Below are 19,704 nucleotides of genomic sequence, written 5' to 3'. Positions count from 1 at the left end.
CACGTAAGGTTAGCGGCCCTGAGGCACGGGTTCCGGCCGCACCCGGGGTGTCGTCAGTGGGGTGTCGCGATCGCGCGGGCGGCGGCGACCTCTTGGCGCAGGGGCTCGAGGACGCTTTCGGAGGGTCCGGTGAGGTCGGTGCGGACGGCGGTGAGGGTGTCGGTCCGCCGTACGGATTCGGCCAGTTCACGGAGTTGGCGGGCTACGTGCTGGACCTCGGCGGGGCAGGGGGGCGGGGCTCCGTGGCGGACGCGGACCCGCGCTCCGGTCGTCGCGTCGACGATGCGTTCCACCGCCACCACCAGCGGCCACCAGGCGGCCGCACGGCGTCCCGTGGGCGGGGGTTCGGTGAGGGCGCGCTGGAACTCCGTCCGGATGGTGGACAGATCGCGGTAGAGACGGCGCCGCATCCGGGTGCGGGCGGTGGGTGCCGTGCCGGTGCCGAACGCCGCCTCGACGTACGCCGCCGTGTCGGCCACCGCGTCCGCCAGCCGGTCGCCCACCCGGCTGTGCCAGCTCTCCGGCCACAGCAGATACCCGGCGACGAGCGCGATCCCGCAGCCCATCAGGGAGTCGAGGAGCCGGGGCAGGAGCAGGTCGACGCCCTGGTGGTTCAGGATGTCGGAGAGGAGCAGGATCACCGGGGTGATCGCGGCGGTCTGGTAGCCGTAGCCGCGCGGGGTGAGCGCCGGGACCAGGGTGCCAAGGACCATCATCACCGGCACGTCCCACCAGCCGAGCGGTACCTCGGCCAGGACCGCCGCCGCGAGGACAAGACCCACCACCGTGCCCAGCGCCCGCAGCAGCGCGCGGGAGAACACCGAGCCGAAGTCGGGCTTGAGGACGAAGGTGATGGTCAGGGCGACCCAGTACGAGCGCGGTACGGGGACCAGCGAGACCAGCGCCTGCGCGATGCCGATGCACAGGGCCAGACGCAGTCCGTAGCGCCAGGAGGTGGCGGACATCACGACGTTGCGCGTGGCGCGCGTGACGCGGGAGCGCAGCGGTACGGCGTGGTCGTCCGCGCCGAGCGGGTCCACGTCGGGGGACGCGACCACCTCGGCGGCGTGCCGCAGCGCGTGGTCGAGGGCGCGGGTGGTCTCCGTGACCGGCGCGGGCAGCGCGGGCAGGTCCAGCCGTCCGGTGCGACCCGCCGCCACGTCGTCGGCGAGGCGGCGCACCGTGTCGGGGATCTCCGGCGGCAGCGGTTTTCCGGTGAGGTCGACGGCGGGCGCCGCCTCGATGACGGGCGTGATCGCGTTCAACTGGGCGATCAGCCGGGTCAGTTCCGGGCTGCGCGCGTGGTGCAGGGCGCGGTGGCCGAGGAGGACGTCGTACGCCTGGTTCAGGGCGCGGGTGACGTCGAAGCGGGCGGCGACGTACTGCTCGGGGGGTCCGCCGCAGGCGGCGAGGAGGTCGGCGACCCGGCGGTAGCCGAGGGCGACGGAGCCGCGTTCGGGCACCCCGGCACGCAGCGGCCAGGCGAGCAGGGCGAGCGCCAGGACCAGCAGTCCGCCGCCGGTCATCAGCAGGGGCGCCAGCCACCAGGGGCGGGGCAGCGGGAGCCCCGCGCCGACGACGCAGTTGAGCAGGAGCAGCAGTCCCGACACGGACGCCACCGTGCCGATGGTCGAGATCATCCCGGAGACCAGCGCGACGGCGGTGACCACGCCGACCGCCGCCCAGCCCTGCCCGAAGACGAGCGTGCCGAGGATGACGCCGACGGCGCCGGTGAGCTGGGGTACGGCGATGGTGATGACGCGCATCCGGTAGGCGTCGGCGGTGTCACCGATGACGCCGTTGAGCGCGCCCATGGAGGCGAGCGCGCCGTACGCGGGCTGTCCCACCGCGAACCCGATCGCCAGCGGCAGCGCCAGCGCGACGGAGGCACGGGCGACGGCGGCCCAGTTGACCGGCGCGGGTTGCGCGCGGAGGTTCCGTACCAGCCAGTCGGGAGGGGTGAGGCCGATCGGGAACTCTCGGGACATGCGCCCATTATGGGCGCTTCGCCCGATGAGGCCCGTCGCACGCCGCTCACCGCGCCTCGGCGGTCACCCCGGCACCCCGTCACCCGGTCATCCCGTCATCCCGTCATCCCGTCATCCCGTCCACCTCGTCCAGGAACGCCCCCAGCACCCGGTTGAACTCCTCGGGGCGCTCCAGGTTCGGCAGATGGGCGGCGCCGGGGACGACGTGCAGCCGGGAGTCCGTGAGCGCCGCGTGCATCGCCTCCGCGTCCGCGACCGGGGTGTACGTGTCGTCGGCGCCGGTCACCACCAGGGCGGGCGTGGTGAGCCGGGCGAGCAGCGGCCGGTAGTCGGGGCGGGCGGCGCGCCCGCGCAGGGAGGCGGCGGCGCCCTCGGGGTCCGTGCCGGTCATCATCCGGTGCACGTGCGCCTTGACGGCGGGGTCGGCGTACGGCGCGACCATCCGCTCCAGCACCTCGTCGGCGTACCCGGACATGCCCTCCGCGAGCAGCCGGTCGGCCAGGGCGTGCCGGGTCCGTACGCCCTCGGGGGTCTCGGGCTCGGGGAAGGTGTCCGCGAGGACGAGACCCCGGACGCGGGCGCCGAACCGCCCCGCGCACTCCATGGCGATCTGCCCGCCCATGGAGAGCCCGGCGAGCACGAAGACGCTCGCGCCGAGGTGGTCGAGCAGGCTCTCCAGGTCGCGTGCGTGCCGGGCGAGCGTGACCGTGCCGGGGGTCACCGGGGAGGCGCCGTACCCGCGCAGATCGGGGACGATCACCCGGCGCCCGGCGGAGAACTCCGTGAACTGCGGGGTCCACATCGTGCGGTCGAAGGGGTGACCGTGGACGAGGACGAGCGGGAGGCGGCCGTTTTCGGGACCTTTGTCATCGTATGCGAGGAAGGGCGGCATGGAACCGACCCTAGGAGTCGCCCCTCGCTCGGTGCAATGAAATCTTTGCCCTCGGTGCAATGTGCAAGACCTGCTGAACAGGGGGAGTTGTGGACGACTACCGCCGCATCGCGGACCGGATCGCCGCCGACATCGCGCGCGGTCGCCTGCGGACCGGTCAACGCCTGCCTCCGCAACGGGCGTTCGCCCGCCGACACGGCATCGCCGCGTCCACCGCCGAGCGGGTCTACGGCGAACTCGCCCGCCGGGGACTGGTGGTGGGCGAGGTCGGGCGGGGCACCTTCGTGCGCGCCACGACACCGGACGCGCAGCCGGGGCACGCGCTGACGGAGGCGTCCTGCGAGCCCGCGACGGTGAACCTGGAGCTGAACTACCCCTGTGTGGAGGGTCAGTCGGAGCTGCTCGCCCCCGTCCTCGCTGAACTCCTGCGCCCCGACGCCCTGTTCGAGGCGCTGCGTCTGCCCGCACCGGCGGCGGGGACGGGCGTGGCGCGCGAGGTGTTCGCCGGACTGCTGGGCGCTCCCGACCCCGCCCTCGACCCCGACGGCATCGTTTTCACCGGCAACGCCCGCCAGGCCATCGCCGCCACCCTCGCCTCCCTGGTGCGCCCCGGCGACCGGATCGGCGTCGAACCGCTGACGTATCCGCTGGTGAGAGAGGTGGCAGCCCGCCTCGGCGGCACGCTCGTACCGCTCGCCGCGGACGACCGCGGACCCCTCCCCGCGTCCCTCGCGACCGCCCACCGCTCGGCTCCCCTGGCGGCGCTCTACCTCCAGCCGACGCTGCACAACCCGACCTCGCGGACGCTGGACGCGGGACGAAGAGCCGAACTGGCGGACGTGATCAGCGACTTGGGGATACCGGTGGTGGAGGACCGGGTGTGGTCCTTCCTGCACGAGGGCGACGAGCCGCCGTTCACGTCGCTCCTCCCCGGACTCGGCCACCTCGTCGACAGCCTGTCCAAGCGGATCGCCCCGGGTCTCACCGTCGGCTGTGCCGCCGTGCCGCCCGCGCGGTCCGGTGAGGTGGCGCGGGCGGTGCGGTCCGGCGGCTGGAGCGCGGGGTCGCTCGCCCTGGAGGCGGCGGTGCGGTGGATCACCGACGGCACGGTGGACCGGCTGACGGCGGCCAAGCGCGCGGACGCCCGGCACCGCCAACTCCTCGCTGCCGACGCCCTGTCCGGCGTCCCGCTCCTCTCGGCACCGACCTCGTACTTCACCTGGTGGTCCCTCCCCGCCCCCTGGCGCGCGGACACCTTCACGGCGGCGGCGCGCGCCCGGGGCGTCGCGGTCACGCCGGGCACGGCGTTCGCCACGGCGCCGTCGCACACCCCGGACGCGGTACGCCTCGGACTCGGCTCGGTGCCGGAGGGGGAACTGGTGCGGGCGCTGGGGGTGTTGGCGGAGATCGTGGCGGAGGGTCCCGGCGCGGTCGCTACGGGAGTTCCAGCTCGGGCAGGTCGAGGAAGCGGGTGATCGCCGCCACCAGGCGTTCCTCGCGGTCGTCGCCGTCCCCGTCCTCCTCGACCTCCGTGACGGCGGGCAGGAAGTGGTCCGGGGCGGGACCGACCCCGTCGGTGGGGGACTCGAAGCTGAAGGCGGTGTGCAGGCTGCCGTCGCGGTAGTACGCGAAGAAGGGTCCGTGAGCCTTGGCGACGCAGGGTTCGGTGACGAAGACCGCCAGTTCGGCGCCGGGCGGGCACAGGGCGGCGTAGTCGGCGCCCTCGTAGTCGCCGGTGTCCGCGCAGTCCCAGGCGAGCATGTCGTGCATCAGGACGCCCCAGTCGTCGCCCTTGGCGTAGGCGCGGGGGCGCCGGTGCCGGTCGAGCAGCCCGCGGGTGAGCGCGTCCAGGGTGGTGCCGCGGAAGAAGACGACGTTGGTCTCCTCGTCGCCGAACCGGCGCCCGTGTGTCCAGCCGAGGGGACCTGCTATCCAGTGCCTCATGCCGGGCACGGTAGACCCGGGCACTGACAGCGGGACCCGGGCACGGACAGCGCCCGGCGCTCAGACCTGCGCCCGGCGCTCAGACCTGCGCCCGGCGCTCAGACCTGCGCCCGGCGCTCAGACCTGCGCCCGCCCGTCCTCCTGCACGGAGTCCGGTCCGGTGGTCCGGTCCTTCCGCTTCGCCTCCGGCTTGCGGGGTTCCTCCGGACGCGCCCGGCGCCGGGTCAGCCAGGTCGTCAGGGCCACCGTCACGCCGAGGGTGAGCAGGAGCCAGGAGACCGTGCGCAGGGTGGCGGTGAGGGTGTCGTAGACGGCGGCGGCGACCGGGTGGGGGACGTCGGGCGGGAGGTCGGCCAGGGTGAGGGCGCGGCCGACGGTGAGGGCGAGGGCGAGGACGGCGCCGCCGAGAGCCGTGCCGAGCGAGGTCGCGACGATGGCGCGGCGGCGGCGGACGGCGAGCGCGATCCCGGCGGAGGCGAACACGACGGCCGCCACCGGCAGCCAGAAACCGGCGACTTCCAGCATGTGGTACCCCTTGCGGAACCGGGTCAGGTCGCCCGCCGGGAGCACCGGGACGACGGTGTGCTGGACCGGGATGCGGGCGGCGAGCGGGACGTGGTCCTGGGTGAGCTGCTGCTTGACCCGTGCGGTGACGGGGGCGAGGTCGACGGTGACGGCGGCGCCGGGCGCCCCGGCGGTCGGGTCGTCCTCGCGCAGGGCGCGCAGCACCGCGTCGTGGGTGATCCGGTTGCCGGTGTCCCAGGCGAGCCGGAAGGCGCGGGTGTGGGTGAAGGAGCGGACCGCGTCGCGCACGAAGGGACGTACCGAGGCGCGTACCGGGGTCATGTCCATGCGCTGGTCCGCCTCGCGCAGGATGCCGTCCCCGACCGCCTGCGCGACGGCTTCCCGCACGTCCGGGTCGGTGGCGAGCGGCGCCATGGTGGTGACGTAGCGGCTCGTGTCGGTGAGCGTGTACGCCGCCCAGGCCGCCGAGGCGCCGAACGGCACGAGGAGGCAGGCCAGCGCGATCAGCGCGGCCGACACGACGCTCCGGAAACGAGGGGACACCCTTCCAGGCAAGGGCTGCTGGGGGTGGCGCGCGAGCGGGGGCGGGCGTACGGGGGAATCCGGACGGGTGCACACCCGGGCGGGGGGTCGCGCCGGACGGGTGGGCGCGCCGGTCGGGGGGTCGCGTCGGACGGTGCGTGCGTCGGACGGGCGGGCGCGCGACGCGTGGACCCCGGCGGGCGGGCCGGGGTCCATGGCGCGTACGGGTCGTACGAGGTCGCCGCGGGGTCAGTGGATGCGATGCCCGGCGGCGTCCTCGCGGGTGTAGAAGCGGTAGAAGAACACGATGAACGTCACCACCCCGATGGCGATCGAGTTGCCCACCGAGCGGTAGATCGAGTCGCCGGTCTGGCTGTAGAGGAAGCCGAACGAGCAGCCGATGAACACCGTCCAGGCGGCGGCGTGCAGTTCGCGGGGCAGCCTCGGCGCCACGGTCAGCAGCGCGATGAGCACCACCGCGAACACGAGCGCGGTGAGGAACCCGAAGAGCAGGTTCCAGCCGGTGATGGGACCGCCGGAACGCCGGTTGGCGGCTGCCCAGTAGCCGTAGACCAGTGCCAGCAGCACCGGTACGACGATCCTGAGCATCCGGTGGGCGCGGGCGTCGAACACGTCGGGCGTGGGACCGGTGCGGAGCCGGTCGCCCTCGCCTTCGCCCTCGCCTGAGGTTCGGGCGCCGCCGGTCCGCGCGCCGGGTGCGGGTGCCGCGTGAGCCATGAGAGCGCTCCTCTCGCCTGACATCGCGCGGGACATCGCGTGACGTCGTCTGATGTCGCCCCACACTCCAGATCACACCGGGGGCGGCGGCGCGGCAACTCGGCGGGCGCAGGGACCTCCCGTGGCCCGGATGCGCGGGGCGTGCGCGCGTGTTTCGCTGAAGCGACGGAAGGGTCCGGCCGCCCTGCCGCGGACGGGTTCGTGACGGAGAGGGCCTCGTGGAGCGGATCGACCGCCGGAAGCGGCAGTGGGAGTGGTTCCGCGTCGGCGGCTGCGATGTGGCGTGGCTGGTGCCGTTGCTGCTGCTCATCGGCATCGCGGGGGTCGATCTCCTCACCGGTGAGCAGTTCCGGATCGTCTCCTGGATCGTCCTGGTGCCGAGCATCGCCGCCGCGCTGTGCGGGGTGGGGACGACCGTCGTGTTCGCGCTGCTGTCGCTGGTCACGTACGTCGCCGTGGACACGCTGTACCCGAACCAGTACCGGGCGGGGAACGCCGACTTCGTGCTGGTCGCGCTCGGTGGCGCGCTGGCCGTGATCGCCGCGGAGGCGCGGGCTCGCCGGGAGCGGCGCGAGGGGCACATGCGGGACATCGCGGAGACGACGCGCCGTACGGTGCTGCGCCCGCTGCCGCCGGGGTGGGCGGGTCTGGAGCACGCGGGGGTGTATCTCGCCGCCGACACCGACGCGCGGGTGGGCGGCGACTTCTACGACATCCAGCCCGGTCCGCACGGCACCCGGGTCCTCGTCGGCGACGTGCAGGGCAAGGGGCTCGGCGCGGTGGAGACGGCGGCGGCGCTGCTCGGCACGTTCCGCGAGGCGGCGTACCACGAGCCCGACCTCGCGACCGTCGCGGACCGGCTGGAGATTCGCATGTACCGCCACCGCGGTCACACCGCCGCGCTCGGCCGCTACGACGGCGAGCGGTTCGCCACCGCCGTCCTGCTGAGCTTCCCGCAGCGCGACGGCGACACCGTCGAGGTCATCAACTTCGGCCACGAGTCCCCCCTCGCCGTCGGTCCCCGCGGTGTACGCCCCCTCCCCGGCGCCGAACGCCTCCCGATCGGCTTCGGGCATCTGACGGGCGACCTGGCCGGAGGCGCGGCCGACACCCCCGCACAGGCACCGGCGGAAGCTCTCGTCCCCGAACTCCACTCCGACGAGACCCTCCTCGTCGTCACCGACGGGGTCACCGAGGCGCGGGACCGGCACGGCGAGTTCTACACGCTCGTGCGCGAGCTGGACCGGGCTGTCAGCCGGGACCCGGGGCGGGCGGCGCCGGACCGGCTGGTGCGGACCGTGCGGGACGGGGTGCTGCGGCACACCCGGGGACGGCTGGCCGACGACACCACGGTGTTCGCGGTACGGCGGCTGCCGGACGTGCCGGACTAGGGGGTGTCTCGGGGAGACGTCCCCTAGGCGAACGCCTGCCCCTCCCAGGGGGGTACCTTCCCCGTCCCCGGCGTGCCCCGGCCGTCCCACCGGTTACGGTGCTCGCTGGAGTCAGGGCGAACAGGGGAGGCGCGATGCCCGGAACCGTGCTGTTGCTCGCGGCCGCGCCGCTGGGGAGGGGGCGGCAGGTGGACGCGGCAGGGGTGCTGCCGATACTGGCCGCCGTCGCACCGGCGGTGCTGTCCGGCACCGAGACCGCGAACGTGGTCGAACTGGCCGACCCGCTGGACCCGCAGGCCGTGCTGACACGGCTGCGCGCCGCCGCTGCCGCGCCGGGACCGCTGACGGTGTACGTCACCGGGCAGTTGCACCTCGACCGCCGCCAGCACCTGCCCCATCTGGCGCTGGCCCGCACCACGGCGGCCACCGTGCGCTACACCGCGCTGCCCTGGCACTGGATCAGGGAGGAGCTGCGGCTGCGCCCGGCCGGTGCCACCACGCTCGTCGCGGATCTGCACGCGGACGCCGAGACCTGGGACCGTCTGCTCGCGCACCCTCTGGACTCGGGCCGCGGCACCGAGGTGTACGGCCGGATCGCGCCGTCGGGCGCCCGGCGCGGGATCGCGCAGCCGACGTACATGAGGGCGGTCGCCACCCTGCTGCGCAGCGGGCACCGGCCGCCGCTGGCGGAGCTGCACCGGGCGGCGCTCGACCGGATCGCGGACGAGCTGCCCACGAACCTGGTGCTCACCGCGCCGCCGCGTCCGGCGGGCGACCCGCACGCCGAGCTGACCGCGGCCGTACGGTCGGGGCGGCACGCCGAGGCGGACGCGCTCGCCGCCCGCCATCAGCAGGCGGCGGCGCACGCGCGCGGTCCGGCGTCCGAGGACGCGCTGCACTGGGCGGAGGTACGCGCCGACCTCGCGATGTTCGCGGGCGACCCGGCACGCAGTTGCCGTGCCTGGCTGGACGTCGCCGGGGTGCGGCTCGCGGCGGGACAGGCGCCGGACGCGCCTGCGGTCGAGGCAGCCGCCGACCGTGCCCACCACCAGTGGGGCAGGATCGAGGACCCCGCCCGGGCTCGTGAACTGGGTCCCGCGCTGGCCGACTTGAGGCTCCGGGTGCCGGGGCGGCGGGACGGCGCCCTGGACCACGTCCAGCGGCAGCTCCAGCGGCTGACGGAGCGTCAGGCGGACGTCACCAGGTGAAGCCCGGCTGGATCTTCATGCAGGCGTCGGTCTTCTCGCCGTTCAGCACGGCGGCGCTCTCCGGGACCTTCTTGGGCTTGGTCTTGGGGAAGGTGTCCCCGGTGCGCCAGTCCTCGCCGACGACGAGCGTCACGCCCTGGACCTCGTCCGACTGCCGCGCCCGCTTCAGCGGGATGTGCAGGGCGTCGGCCACCGCCTGGGCGTCGCCCTCCTGGTCGGCGGTGGAGTAGAGCACCTCGGTGTCGGGCTCGGCGGCGGGGGTGGTGTCGGTCGAGGCGCTGGTGAACCCGTTGGTCCGGAGCACCTGGGCGATGGCGGAGGCGCGCTGGGGAGCGGGCGCCTCCATGGCGGTGCCGGTGCCGTTGCGGACCCGTACGGCGATCTCGGCGGGCGGGGCTGCCGGGTCGGTGGACGTGGGGTCGGGCGTGGGCTTCTTGCCCGCGAGGGAGGTCAGCGAGTCGTCGTCGCGGACCATGGAGATGAGCTGTTCGGCGTCGTTCGGGGCGGGCACGAGCCGGTTGTGGTCCTGGGTCCACTGCACGGTGGGCAGGGTGGTCATGGTGATGCCCTTGGTGGGCACCTTCTGGAGTTCCATCGACAGGTCGTAGAGCTTCTTGACCGTGCCGAGCCCGTCGTCCACGGTGAGCGCGTCGGTCGCCGCCTCGGCGAGCTTGCGCATCTCGCCGGGGTTGCCGAGCCGGGCGTTGGCGCGCAACTGGCGGACCATCGAGTTCATGTACATGTGCTGGGCGTGGGTGCGGCCGATGTCGGTGCCGTCCTCGAAGCCGTAGCGGGTGCGCAGCCACTGCAGCGCCTGCTTGCCCTTGACCGGGTGGGTGCCCTTCTCCAGCTTGAGCCCCGAGCCGTGGCCGGAGGAGGTGTGCGACCAGACGTTGTCCTCGACGCAGACCGGGACGCCGCCGATCGCGTCCGCCATGGCGACCACGCCGGAGAAGTCGACCATCATGAAGTGGTCGATGTGCACCCCGGTGAGCTGCTGCCAGGTGGCGACGGTGCAGCCGGGTCCGCCGCGACCGAGCGACTCGTTCGCCATGGACAGGGAGAGCGCCGGGTACACCTTCTTGGTGTCGGCGTCCGTGCACTTGGGGATCGGGATCATGGTGTCGCGGGGGAGGCTGATGACCGACATGTTGCTGCGGTCGGCGGAGAGGTGCAGCAGCATCTGCACGTCCGCGAGCGGCGGGCGGCCCACGTCGCCCTTGGAGCCACCGAGCTTGAGGTCCTTGGCGGTGTTCCGGCTGTCGGAGCCGATCAGCAGGATGTTCAGCGGGGTCTGCCCCTGGGCGTTCGGGGTGGCCACCGGTACGGGGGAGTCGCCGAGGTTGAGCCGGGCTTTCCTGATGTTGCCGTTGAGGTGCTCGTAGTAGACGTAGCCCGCGCCCGCGGTGCCTATGACCAGCAGCGCGAGGGTGGCGGCGGACCACTTGAGTATGCGGCGCCCGCGCCGGGGGCGGGGGGCGGTCGTGCCCTTGCCGCCCTCGTCGCCCGACCGGTCCGCGGGTCCTGCCGGAAACTCCTCCGCGCGCAGGCTGTTCGCCGTCATCCCGTGACCTCCCACCCCTGGCCCGGACCCCGGGGCCACCGAAAGAATCGCCCATCGCCGGTCAAGCGGTGCGTGCTTGGACCTCTCGGAGGGGCCCTGGGCCGCACCGGTCCGGGAGCGCTCACCCTAGCCGCGCGGTTCGGTGTCAACCGTCGCCGGTGAGATATTCCACTCTTGTACAACCGGTGGATTGAGCCTGTTTGTTGGGAAAGGCGCGGTTGGCCTTGGCCACAGTTTTACTCGGAGTTCCCCTACCGGCGCTTGAAAACGCCTTGCGCGTACGGGTGTTGGGTCACCGCTGAGCGGAGCGGACCGGGGGCGCGGAAGGAGTGTCCGGGGTGGGCGCGGGACCCGCGTTCGCCGCCACGACCAGCGCCGCGACCGCCACCACGGCCGCCACGACACCCCGGGTGAGGGAGGGGTCGTCCGCGGTCCGGCGCAGCCGGGGGCGGGGGTTCGCGCCGGTGCGTCCAGGGGCGGCTGATGTACGTCCGGGCACGGTGACCTCGCTACGGCGGGTGACGAGTCGGATACGCGTGAGCCGCCGATTAACCTAGGGCTGCGCGCTCCCAACGACAAGGGGGCCCAAGGGAGTTGGGGAGGACGCCCGATGCGCGAGCGGAAGGATCCGGCCGCCGTCGCGGACGGACTGGGGCGACGCCTGGCGGAAGCCCGCCGCACCCTGGACGACGGCGCCGCCGAGGAGGCAGGAACCCGCTTCGCCGCGCTGCTCGCGGAGATCGAGGAGCAGGGGGAGGGCGAGCAGGGCGGGTTCGCGCCGGAGCACGCCGCCGCCCTGCTCGGGCTCGGGGAGAGCGCCCTGGAGACCGGCGAACTGACCGACGCCCTCGGTCACTTCGAGCGTGCCGCGGAGCTGCTCGCGGACGCGCCCGCCCCGCTCCGCGCCCCGGTCCTGCGCGGTCGCGCCGTCGCCCACTACCTCTCCGGCGAACTCCGCTACGCGGTGCACCTGTTGGAGACCGGCGTCGACGAACTCGCCCGCGCCGCACCGCAGGACCCCGACGCCCTGGTGCTGCTGCACGCCGCCGCCATCGGGCCGTACATGGACATGGGCGCCCACCACCGCGCCGCCCGCGCCGCCGAGTCCGCGCTCGCGCTCGCGCCCCGGGTGTCCGACCCCGCGCTGCTCGCCCGCACCCACCGCTCGGTCGCCCGCACGCTGCTCGCCCAGGGGCGGCACGCCGAGGCGGACGCCTCCCTCGCGACCGCCGCCGAGCTGTACGACCGGCTCGGACTGCGCACCGAACTCGCCCACTGCCACTGGATGCGCGGCTACGTCCGCGCCCAGGCAGGACAACTCGCGGGCGCCGAGGATGAGTTGCGGCGGGCGCTGCTGATGCTCGGGGAGACCCGTGCCGCCCTCTACCGCAGCCAGGTCGCCGTCGAGCTGGCCGACGTGCTGCACCGGCGCGGCAGTTCGGGCGACGCCGCCGAGCTGCTGGCCGGGGTGCTCGGGGACTTCTCCTCCGAGCGCGGCGCGGTCCACGCCGCCGCCGCCCACCGGCTGCTCGGCATCATCGCGGAGGACGCCCACGACACCGAGGCGGCCGAGGAGCACTACGTCCGCGCGCTCAGCCTGCTGGAGCGGGCCGGGGCGGCGGGAGATCTGGCCGATCTGTGCCGGCTGCTCGGTGATCTGCTGCGCCGCGGCGGTCGTACGGAGGCGGCGCTGGACGCGTACCGCACCGGGCTCGGGCACCGCACGGCGCCGGGGAGCACCACGCTCGGACCTGGCAGGCTCTGAGCGCGCTCAGACCTGGACGCGCCCCTGCTTGCGCACGTCCGCCAGGCGCAGGGCGCCGATCTGGACGGCTGCCTGTGTCGCGTCGTTCGGCACGTCGCCCAGACCGCCGTTGGTCAGCGCGAAGGCGTCCTGACCGACCCGGACGGCGGCCACGTCCAGGGTGAGCAGCAGATCCTGGTCGTCGTCGGTCGTGGTGGCGACGGTGACGCGCAGACCCTGGCGCTTGTCCCCGACCTCGGGCAGCGGGGCGGAGTTCACCCGCACGTCCTCGACCAGACCGGTCTGCGTCCTGGCGGTGAAGCGGGCGCAGTCGGCGGGCATCGTGCCGAGCCAGGTCAGCGCGGCGTCCACGTCGGAGGGGCGGCGGGCGGCGATCTGGTAGCGCAACTGGGCGCCGCTGTCGGGGTCGTCCAGACCGACGGCGACGCGGGCGGGGGCGCGCAGCAGGGTGTCGGCGTAGAGGGCGTCGAGCAGCGGCTGGCACTGGCCCGCGTCGGTGGTGGCCTTCAGCATGCCGTCGCGCCAGGTGGCGGCGCCGTGCGTGGCGGTCCAGGGGGCGCCCAGGTCGGTCTCGGTCAGGAGCGCGTTCTGCGCCTGCGCGTCGGTGAGCAGCGCCTTGTCGGTGCCGGGGGCGGACTTGGAGGAGGGAGGCGGCTTTTCGATCGTCGGCAGCGGCTGGCGGGCGGTCGGGGGGTGCTCCAGACCGAGGGTGGCGCAGCCGCCGAGCGCGAGGGTGAGGGCGCAGGAGGCGAGGAGGGCGCCGCGCACGGGTATCGCACCGGTCCGCGTCGGCAGGGCGCCACGGGCGCGTGCGGTCATCGGGGTGCCTCCTGCTCGTACCGGAAGGGCTGTTTCCCCTCACGGCATCACCCCGCGCCCCCTCTCACCAGCGCTCCGGTCCGTCCGGGTGAGCGCGGGGTGCCGCCCCGGCGGCGCGGGTAGGTTCGGTACCCGCGACCGAGAGGAGCCCGACGTGGCCGAGCGGCCCGCCGTTCCCGTGATCATCGACTGCGACACCGGGGTGGACGACGCGCTGGCGCTGCTGTTCGCCGTCCGGCACCCCGGGCTCGACCTCAGGGCGGTGACCTGCGTGGCCGGGAACACCGACGTGGACCGCGTGGTCCGCAACACGCTGACCGTGCTGGAACGGGCGGGCGCTGCCGACGTCCCCGTCGCGCGCGGCGCCGAACGCCCGCTCCTGGAGCCCGCCCGCATCGCGCACTGGCACGGCACCGACGGCATGGGCGACCTCGGACTGCCCGCCCCCGCCCGCGCCCCCGTCCCCATGGACGCCGTCACCCTGCTGCGCCGCGAGATCCTCGCCTCCCCGCGCCCGGTGACCCTGATCCCCACCGCGCCCCTGACCAACATCGCCCTGCTGCTGCGCACCCACCCCGAGGTGACCCGGAACATCGAGCGGATCGTGTTCATGGGCGGCGCGGTCGGTCCCGGAAACGCCACGGCGGTCGCGGAGTTCAACGTCTGGCACGACCCGGAGGCGGCGGCCGTGCTGCTCACCGCCGGGGTGCCGATCACGATGTACGGGCTCGACGTGTTCACCCGGGTCGTCGTGCCCGGCGCGGACGTGCTCAGGCTGCGCGCGAGCGCCGAACCGGGCACCCGGCTCGCCGGTGACCTCCTCGCCCACCGCCCCCCGGCCCGGGGCACCGCCCCCCAGGACGCGGCGGCGGGCGGGCTCGGCGACGCGGGCGCGGTCTGCGCGGTGGCCGACCCGGAGGGACTCACCACCCGCCACGTCCCGGTCGAGATCGCCCTCGCCCCGGGTCCCGCCCGCGGTCAGACGGTCGTCGACCTGCGCGGTCGCCTCGGGGAGTCGGAACTGCACGACGGGGAGCGGGAACGGGCGCTGGTGGACGTGGGGGTGGACGTGGAGGTGAAGCGGTACGTGGAGTTGTATCTGTCGACGGTGGAGCGGGGGTAGCCGTCCGGCCGTTGGCGGGTCTGCTGTGGTCGTCCGGGCTGGTGGCGGAGTGGGTGCAGTCGTCCGGCCGGGGGCGGAACTGCCGTGACGGTCCGGGCTGTTGAGCGGGGCGGTTGTGGCCGTCGGGGCGCTGGTGGAGTGGCCATGGCTGCCCGGCCGGTGGCGGAGTGGCCTGGACGCTCACTCCTGGCCAAGCAGCCGCGCTTTCCGGACCGTTTACGGCGCAGCCGTGGCCGTTCGGCCGGTGGCGGGGTGGCTGTGACCGCCAGGCACAGGTCCGGACGGCCGTAGCCCTCCCGTCCGCAGCGGAGCGCGCCCGCGCCCCCGCCCCCGGCAGCCGTGGGGCCGCCGGGGGCGGGGGTGGAGGCGGGGGCGCGCCGGGCCCGGTCGTCGGCCCTGACCCCGTCGTCCGGGTGGGCGTCCGGCGCGCTCGCCTCACGCCGGGGGCGTTGGGGCGCCCCATGAGGTCGGTGCCGTGTCGCGGACGTACCGCGTCACGGACGTCAGTGCCGCGCCGCGCGCTTGCGGCGGGAGACGACCACGGCGGCGGCGCCCGCCGCGACCAGGGCAGCCGCGGCGCCCGCGATCAGCCCGGAGCCGTTGCCGCCACCGGTCTCGGCGAGGTCGCCGGAGCCGCCGTTGGCGGACGGGGAGGCTGCCGCGGCGGTGTCCTTCACGCTCGCCGAGGGCGACGCGGAGGAACCGGAGTCCGCCTTGGTGCTCGGCGAGGCGGACTCGGAGGCGGACGACACGGGCGCCGGAGCCGACGCGGAGGACGAGTCCGACGCCGGGGCGGTGGCCGAGGGGGAGGTGTCCCCGGCGGGCGTCGTCGGGGCGGCCGGGGTCGGCTGCGCCTCGATCGAGCACTCCTTGGTGCCGCCGTTCCAGGCGGCGATCAGCTTGTCCTTGATGACGGCGTGGTCCGGACCCTTGGGCAGGTCGCCATGGACCAGACCGTCGTTCGCGTCGAGGTCGCCGTCGAACCTGACCGCGCCCCGGTACAGGTCGACCTGCGCGAAGCAGCCCGCGTCCGGCACCGCGATGTCGAGCGTGTCGGTCGCGCCCTGCTTGACGGTCACGGTGTCGAAGCCGACCAGCGCCTGCTGCCCGGAGGTGGCCCAGGTGGCGCCGTGGGCGAGGTAGGAGGCGAGCGAGGCGGTGCAGCTCGCGGCGCCACCGGCGGCACGGACCTTGATGTGGACCTTGCCGTCCTCGGTGGGCTTCAGGTTCTGGTCGTCCACCTTGACGGAGGCGAAGAAGCGGGTGCCGTCCAGCGAGAACTCGCACGCGTCGGTGCCGGTCTCGGTACCGGCGCCGGTGCCCGGGGCGAGGTGACCGCCGGACGTCCAGCCGTCACCGCCGGGCGCGCCGTGGGCCCACGCCCCGGAGGCGGCGGCTACGGAGGCGGCGCACAGGGCGAGCGACGCGGCGCCCGTCCCCAGCAGGCGGCGCGCGGTGACACGTCGGGCTATGGACATGGAGATCCCATCGGTTCGGGGCAGGCTCGCGCAGGGCGCGGAGAGATCACAGGAGAGAACCGTGGCCTCCACGGACTCATCGGTCCCGTGCGCCACAGTGTGGAGACATGGTGATCGTCCTTGCGAAAGCTGTCAACCTGCGCTAACGCGCCGGGTGTTCGGGTTTCCGGTCCCGCCCGGTTTCCGTTTCGGGGCGATGTGGACAGATTCCTGTCGAAGCCCCGCCGGACCCCGGCGCACCCCGCCCGAACGGAGCCCGCATGGCACAGCCGTCCGCCGATCTCTCCTCCCGGAACCCCGACTGGTGGCGCCAGGCCGTCATCTACCAGGTCTATCCCCGCAGCTTCGCGGATGCCGACGGCGACGGGCTGGGCGACCTCGCGGGTGTCACCGCTCACCTGGACCATCTGGCCGCGCTCGGTGTGGACGCGGTGTGGCTCAGCCCGTTCTACCCCTCCGAACTGGCCGACGGGGGCTACGACATCGCCGACCACCGGGACACCGACCCGCGCCTGGGCACCCTGGACGACTTCGACGCCCTGGTCGCGGAAGCCCACCGGCTCGGTCTCAAGGTGATCGTCGACATCGTCCCCAACCACACCTCCCACCAGCACCCCTGGTTCCAGGAGGCGCTGGCGGCGGGACCCGGCTCCCCGGCCCGCGCCCGCTACGTCTTCCGCCCCGGCAAGGGCATGCGCGGTGAACTCCCGCCCACCGACTGGCAGTCGGTCTTCGGCGGCAGCGCCTGGGAACGCGTCCCGGACGGCGAGTGGTATCTGCACCTCTTCGCCCGCGAACAGCCCGACCTCGACTGGCGCCACGAGGAGGTGCGCGAGGACCTCCTCGCCACGCTGCGCTTCTGGTCCGACCGGGGTGTGGACGGCTTCCGCGTCGACGTGGCCCACGGTCTGGCCAAGGATCTCTCCGAGCCGCTGCGCGACGTGGGCGGCGTCGGCGCCACCGGCGAGGACTCCCTGCCCCTGGTCGAGCCCGGCTCGCACCCCTACTGGGACCGCGACGAGGTGCACGCGATCTACCGCGACTGGCGCCGCCTCCTCGACTCCTACGACCCGCCCCGCACCGCCGTCGCGGAAGCCTGGGTGCCGGACGAGCGCCGCGCGCTGTACGCCCGCCCGGACGAACTGGGTCAGGCGTTCAACTTCGAGTACTTGGAGGCGGGTTGGGGTGCGGAGGAGCTGCGCGCGGTCATCACCCGCTCGCTCGCCACCGCCCGTTCGGCGGGCGCCTCGGCCACCTGGGTGCTCTCCAACCACGACGTGGTCCGCCACGCCTCGCGCCTGTCGCTCCCGCCCGGCACCGACCTCGACGCCTGGCTGCTCTCCGGCGGCACCGAGCCCCCGCTCGACCCCGTGGCGGCGCTGCGCCGGGCGCGCGCCGCGACCCTGCTGATGCTGGCGCTCCCCGGCTCGGCGTACCTCTACCAGGGCGAGGAGCTGGGGCTGCCCGAGGTCGCGGACCTGCCCGCCGAGGTGCTCCAGGACCCGGTGTGGCAGCAGTCGGGCCACACCCGCAAGGGGCGGGACGGCTGCCGGGTGCCGCTGCCCTGGACGACCACCGGACCCTCGTACGGCTTCGGACCCGGCGCGGGATGGCTCCCGCAGCCCCCGTCCTTCGCGGCGTACGCCGCCGGGGCGCAGACCGGCGCCGAGGGCTCGACCCTGGAGCTGTACCGCGCCGCCCTGAAGCTGCGTCGGAAACTTCTGGAGGGCGAGGAGCTGACCTGGGTGCCCGAAACCGCCCCGGACGTACTGGAGTTCAGGCGCACCCCGGGCTGGCGCTGCCTGACGAACCTGGGCGGCACCTCCGTACCGCTGCCACCCGGCGAACTCCTGCTCGCGAGCGAGCCGTTGACCGTGTCCGGCAGCCTCCCGCCGGACACGGCCGTGTGGCTCGCCTAGCCGACCGTAGGCGTCGGCGAGGGCTCCGGAGTAGCGCCGGGGACGCCCGAACTGCCGTCCTTGCGGGTGTCGTTGGGTCCGTTGATGCCGTCGATGTTCAGCGTGGAGGAGGTGGGGTTCGGCGGCGGGGTCAGGACCACCTCCGGCTGGCCCGGCGGCGGCGCGGGGGGCGTCAGGTCGTCCGTGGGCAGCTTGGGCGGGGTGGTCTGCTGGAAGATGGTCTGGTCGAAGTCGACCAGACCGGTCTTCTCCATCACCGTGATGTGGTCGAGCACCGTGTCGTTCGCCTGGTCGGCCAGCGCCCGCACCAGCGAGTTCTTGGTGGTGGACCGGATCTTCGCGATGGTGTTGAAGATCGAACCGTGCGTCATCCGCAGGATGTTGGCGAAGTCGGTGTCGAACTGCTTGCCGCTCTCGCCCTTCAACTGCGTCACGAAGCCCTCCTGCTGGGGGCTCGCCACGTTGGGCAGCGTGATGTTCAGCATGGGCGCGATCTTGCGGCAGGAGGCGTCGAGCGCGGCGTGCCCGTCGATCAGGTGCTTGCTGGCTTCCTTGACGCCCGCCGTGGTGCCCTTCTGGAGCCCGATCTGCCCGAGCGGGTACTCCCACAGCCCTGCCGCGCGCACCCGGACCACGAAGTCGCGGTCCTGCTCGGTGAGCGGACCCCACTGCGTGTTGGCGACGACCCGCGTCTGCGACGCCGTGACGGTGTTCAGTCCGAGCATGCTGGGGTAGGCGAGCGCCGCGAGTGTCAGCGTCATCGCACCGCCCACGAAGATGGTTCCCGTCGCGTTCCGCGAAATGCGCACCGTGCCTCCTGCCCGGTCGTGGTTCCGCCGACAGGCGGTTGGGACGCACAGCAGTACGGATGCGGGCGCCGTTCGTCTCGATGGTCGGGGTAACGATTTCCGCTCGACCGGGATTGGTCAAACGTTGACCCTCCTCGCCAGATGTTGACCGTTCGCCGGGAGAAGCGGGAAGGAACCCGCCCCTAGATTCGCCCCATGCCCCCACAGCCCCCCGCCGGACGCCCGGCGGTCCTTCCCGTGCTGCCCTACCGCAAGCCGACCCGGGGACGCGACTACTGGGTCATCGACGACGCCCTGCCCGACCCGGACGCGGTGCGGACGCGGTGTCTGGCCAAGGACGACTGGGCCAAGGGGTACCCGTACACCTCCGAGACCTGGCCAGGACTGCGCGCGATGCCCGGTCTCGAACCCGGTGAACTCGCCCGCATAGAGCGGCTGGTGAAGAAGGCGACCGGCGCCGAGGAACTGTGGGTGCAGCGGGCGCCCGGCGGCGGCACCCTCAACCACAACTGCGTCCAGGTGGTCGGCGAGGGCGAGAGCGAACCCCGCCCGCACGCCGACTCGCGCGCGCTGTGCCGGTACGCCGCCGTGCTCTACCTCAACCCGCACGTGCCGAAGTCCTGCGGCACCAGCTTCTACCGCCAGTCCCTGCCCGGCGGCCGGCTCGGCGGCAACGTCGTCCAGGCACCGCACAACAACCTCGTCGACGCCCTCGGCACCCGCTTCGTCGCCCCGGACGCCTTCGAGGAGGACGTGGACGTCCCCCACCGCTACAACCGCCTGCTCCTCTACCACGCCAACCTCGTGCACAGCGCGACCGGCTACTTCGGCCGGACGCTGGAGGAGAAGCGGATGACGGCGGTGTTCTTCTGGATGGCGTGAGACCCGCGCGCCCCCGCTGAACAGGGCGTGAGCCACCCTCCCCGGGTCGGTTCACGCCCTGGGTCGTTCACCCGTTCGGCGTAGCCCCCGTGGTCCCCCCGCCGTGCCCGCGTGATCGTCGTAGCAACGACCCTCTC

The 19,704-nt window shown here is 73.9% G+C and carries 17 protein-coding genes; 7 read left to right on the top strand and 10 right to left on the bottom strand.

Annotated elements, in window-relative coordinates:
* Positions 1 to 53 precede the first annotated feature (53 nt).
* Both IF655_RS01245 and IF655_RS01240 read right to left on the bottom strand, forming a co-directional pair.
* A complete protein-coding gene (locus IF655_RS01245) occupies positions 54 to 1,988 on the bottom strand; it encodes an FUSC family protein (RefSeq protein WP_199581514.1) in 1,935 nt (644 codons plus the stop codon).
* Positions 1,989 to 2,091: 103 nt separating this feature from the next.
* Positions 2,092 to 2,880 carry an alpha/beta fold hydrolase gene (locus IF655_RS01240; RefSeq protein ID WP_199581513.1) on the bottom strand — a complete coding sequence of 263 codons (789 nt, stop codon included), beginning with the start codon at positions 2,878 to 2,880 and terminating at the stop codon, positions 2,092 to 2,094.
* An 89-nt stretch (positions 2,881 to 2,969) separates the two neighbouring features.
* On the opposite strand from IF655_RS01240, the gene IF655_RS01235 reads away from it, so the two are divergent.
* Entirely contained in the window at positions 2,970 to 4,355 is a 1,386-nt protein-coding gene (locus IF655_RS01235; RefSeq protein ID WP_199581512.1) for a PLP-dependent aminotransferase family protein, read from the top strand.
* Here IF655_RS01235 and IF655_RS01230 read toward each other — a convergent pair.
* The 3 genes from IF655_RS01230 to IF655_RS01220 all read right to left on the bottom strand — a co-directional run bounded on the left by IF655_RS01230 (position 4,315) and on the right by IF655_RS01220 (position 6,609).
* Positions 4,315 to 4,824, bottom strand: a complete 510-nt coding sequence (locus IF655_RS01230; protein WP_199581511.1) for a hypothetical protein — start codon at positions 4,822 to 4,824, stop codon at positions 4,315 to 4,317. The genes IF655_RS01235 and IF655_RS01230 overlap by 41 nt on opposite strands.
* Before the next feature lie 117 nt (positions 4,825 to 4,941).
* Positions 4,942 to 5,892, bottom strand: coding sequence for a hypothetical protein (locus IF655_RS01225; protein WP_307814836.1), 951 nt, complete (start codon positions 5,890 to 5,892; stop codon positions 4,942 to 4,944).
* A 228-nt stretch (positions 5,893 to 6,120) separates the two neighbouring features.
* The gene (locus IF655_RS01220; RefSeq protein ID WP_199581510.1) at positions 6,121 to 6,609 is read right to left on the bottom strand and encodes a hypothetical protein; all 489 of its coding nucleotides are present in this window, start codon (positions 6,607 to 6,609) and stop codon (positions 6,121 to 6,123) included.
* 218 nt (positions 6,610 to 6,827) lie between these two features.
* Between IF655_RS01220 and IF655_RS01215 the strand changes: the two genes are divergently transcribed.
* Together IF655_RS01215 and IF655_RS01210 are read left to right on the top strand one after the other, a co-directional pair.
* Positions 6,828 to 8,000, top strand: coding sequence for a PP2C family protein-serine/threonine phosphatase (locus IF655_RS01215; RefSeq protein ID WP_199581509.1), 1,173 nt, complete (start codon positions 6,828 to 6,830; stop codon positions 7,998 to 8,000).
* A gap of 134 nt (positions 8,001 to 8,134) precedes the next feature.
* Positions 8,135 to 9,208: a hypothetical protein gene (locus IF655_RS01210; RefSeq protein WP_199581508.1), complete on the top strand. Its 1,074-nt coding sequence runs from the start codon at positions 8,135 to 8,137 to the stop codon at positions 9,206 to 9,208.
* Here the strand turns inward: IF655_RS01210 and IF655_RS01205 are convergent.
* Entirely contained in the window at positions 9,198 to 10,772 is a 1,575-nt protein-coding gene (locus IF655_RS01205; RefSeq protein WP_199581507.1) for an LCP family protein, read from the bottom strand. The two genes, IF655_RS01210 and IF655_RS01205, sit on opposite strands and share 11 nt — an antisense overlap.
* A 292-nt stretch (positions 10,773 to 11,064) precedes the next feature.
* Complete coding sequence (locus IF655_RS01200) at positions 11,065 to 11,271, bottom strand: hypothetical protein (RefSeq protein WP_199581506.1); 207 nt, start codon at positions 11,269 to 11,271, stop codon at positions 11,065 to 11,067.
* Between the two features lie 111 nt (positions 11,272 to 11,382).
* Between IF655_RS01200 and IF655_RS01195 the strand changes: the two genes are divergently transcribed.
* Entirely contained in the window at positions 11,383 to 12,537 is a 1,155-nt protein-coding gene (locus tag IF655_RS01195) for a tetratricopeptide repeat protein (protein WP_199581505.1), read from the top strand.
* 6 nt (positions 12,538 to 12,543) lie between these two features.
* Here the strand turns inward: IF655_RS01195 and IF655_RS01190 are convergent, their stop codons facing one another.
* Entirely contained in the window at positions 12,544 to 13,356 is an 813-nt protein-coding gene (locus IF655_RS01190; protein WP_199581504.1) for a hypothetical protein, read from the bottom strand.
* 154 nt (positions 13,357 to 13,510) lie between these two features.
* Here IF655_RS01190 and IF655_RS01185 point away from each other — a divergent pair, with 154 nt between their 5' ends.
* A complete protein-coding gene (locus IF655_RS01185) occupies positions 13,511 to 14,479 on the top strand; it encodes a nucleoside hydrolase (protein ID WP_199581503.1) in 969 nt (322 codons plus the stop codon).
* Between the two features lie 503 nt (positions 14,480 to 14,982).
* Here the strand turns inward: IF655_RS01185 and IF655_RS01180 are convergent.
* Complete coding sequence (locus IF655_RS01180; protein ID WP_199581502.1) at positions 14,983 to 15,957, bottom strand: LAETG motif-containing sortase-dependent surface protein; 975 nt, start codon at positions 15,955 to 15,957, stop codon at positions 14,983 to 14,985.
* A 260-nt stretch (positions 15,958 to 16,217) separates the two neighbouring features.
* On the opposite strand from IF655_RS01180, the gene IF655_RS01175 reads away from it, so the two are divergent.
* The gene (locus IF655_RS01175) at positions 16,218 to 17,876 is read left to right on the top strand and encodes an alpha-amylase family glycosyl hydrolase (RefSeq protein WP_199581501.1); all 1,659 of its coding nucleotides are present in this window, start codon (positions 16,218 to 16,220) and stop codon (positions 17,874 to 17,876) included.
* Here IF655_RS01175 and IF655_RS01170 read toward each other — a convergent pair.
* Positions 17,873 to 18,685 carry a DUF4142 domain-containing protein gene (locus IF655_RS01170; protein WP_199581500.1) on the bottom strand — a complete coding sequence of 271 codons (813 nt, stop codon included), beginning with the start codon at positions 18,683 to 18,685 and terminating at the stop codon, positions 17,873 to 17,875. The genes IF655_RS01175 and IF655_RS01170 overlap by 4 nt on opposite strands.
* A 195-nt stretch (positions 18,686 to 18,880) precedes the next feature.
* Here IF655_RS01170 and IF655_RS01165 point away from each other — a divergent pair, with 195 nt between their 5' ends.
* Entirely contained in the window at positions 18,881 to 19,567 is a 687-nt protein-coding gene (locus tag IF655_RS01165; RefSeq protein WP_199581499.1) for a DUF6445 family protein, read from the top strand.
* Positions 19,568 to 19,704: the final 137 nt, after the last annotated feature.

Origin of the sequence: Streptomyces sp. DSM 110735, assembly GCF_016482685.1 — a bacterium.
In the GTDB taxonomy this organism is placed as follows: Bacteria; Actinomycetota; Actinomycetes; order Streptomycetales; family Streptomycetaceae; genus Streptomyces.
Note: the sequence above shows the minus strand (reverse complement) of the source record. Positions and strands in the feature narration are given on the sequence as shown.

Coding starts and splice junctions, on each gene's coding strand:
- IF655_RS01220 (WP_199581510.1), bottom strand. CDS start 6,609: ATGGCTCACGCGGCACCCGCACCCGGCGCGCGGACCGGCGGCGCCCGA.
- IF655_RS01245 (WP_199581514.1), bottom strand. CDS start 1,988: ATGTCCCGAGAGTTCCCGATCGGCCTCACCCCTCCCGACTGGCTGGTA.
- IF655_RS01230 (WP_199581511.1), bottom strand. CDS start 4,824: ATGAGGCACTGGATAGCAGGTCCCCTCGGCTGGACACACGGGCGCCGG.
- IF655_RS01180 (WP_199581502.1), bottom strand. CDS start 15,957: ATGTCCATAGCCCGACGTGTCACCGCGCGCCGCCTGCTGGGGACGGGC.
- IF655_RS01175 (WP_199581501.1), top strand. CDS start 16,218: ATGGCACAGCCGTCCGCCGATCTCTCCTCCCGGAACCCCGACTGGTGG.
- IF655_RS01205 (WP_199581507.1), bottom strand. CDS start 10,772: ATGACGGCGAACAGCCTGCGCGCGGAGGAGTTTCCGGCAGGACCCGCG.
- IF655_RS01210 (WP_199581508.1), top strand. CDS start 8,135: ATGCCCGGAACCGTGCTGTTGCTCGCGGCCGCGCCGCTGGGGAGGGGG.
- IF655_RS01165 (WP_199581499.1), top strand. CDS start 18,881: ATGCCCCCACAGCCCCCCGCCGGACGCCCGGCGGTCCTTCCCGTGCTG.
- IF655_RS01240 (WP_199581513.1), bottom strand. CDS start 2,880: ATGCCGCCCTTCCTCGCATACGATGACAAAGGTCCCGAAAACGGCCGC.
- IF655_RS01195 (WP_199581505.1), top strand. CDS start 11,383: ATGCGCGAGCGGAAGGATCCGGCCGCCGTCGCGGACGGACTGGGGCGA.
- IF655_RS01190 (WP_199581504.1), bottom strand. CDS start 13,356: ATGACCGCACGCGCCCGTGGCGCCCTGCCGACGCGGACCGGTGCGATA.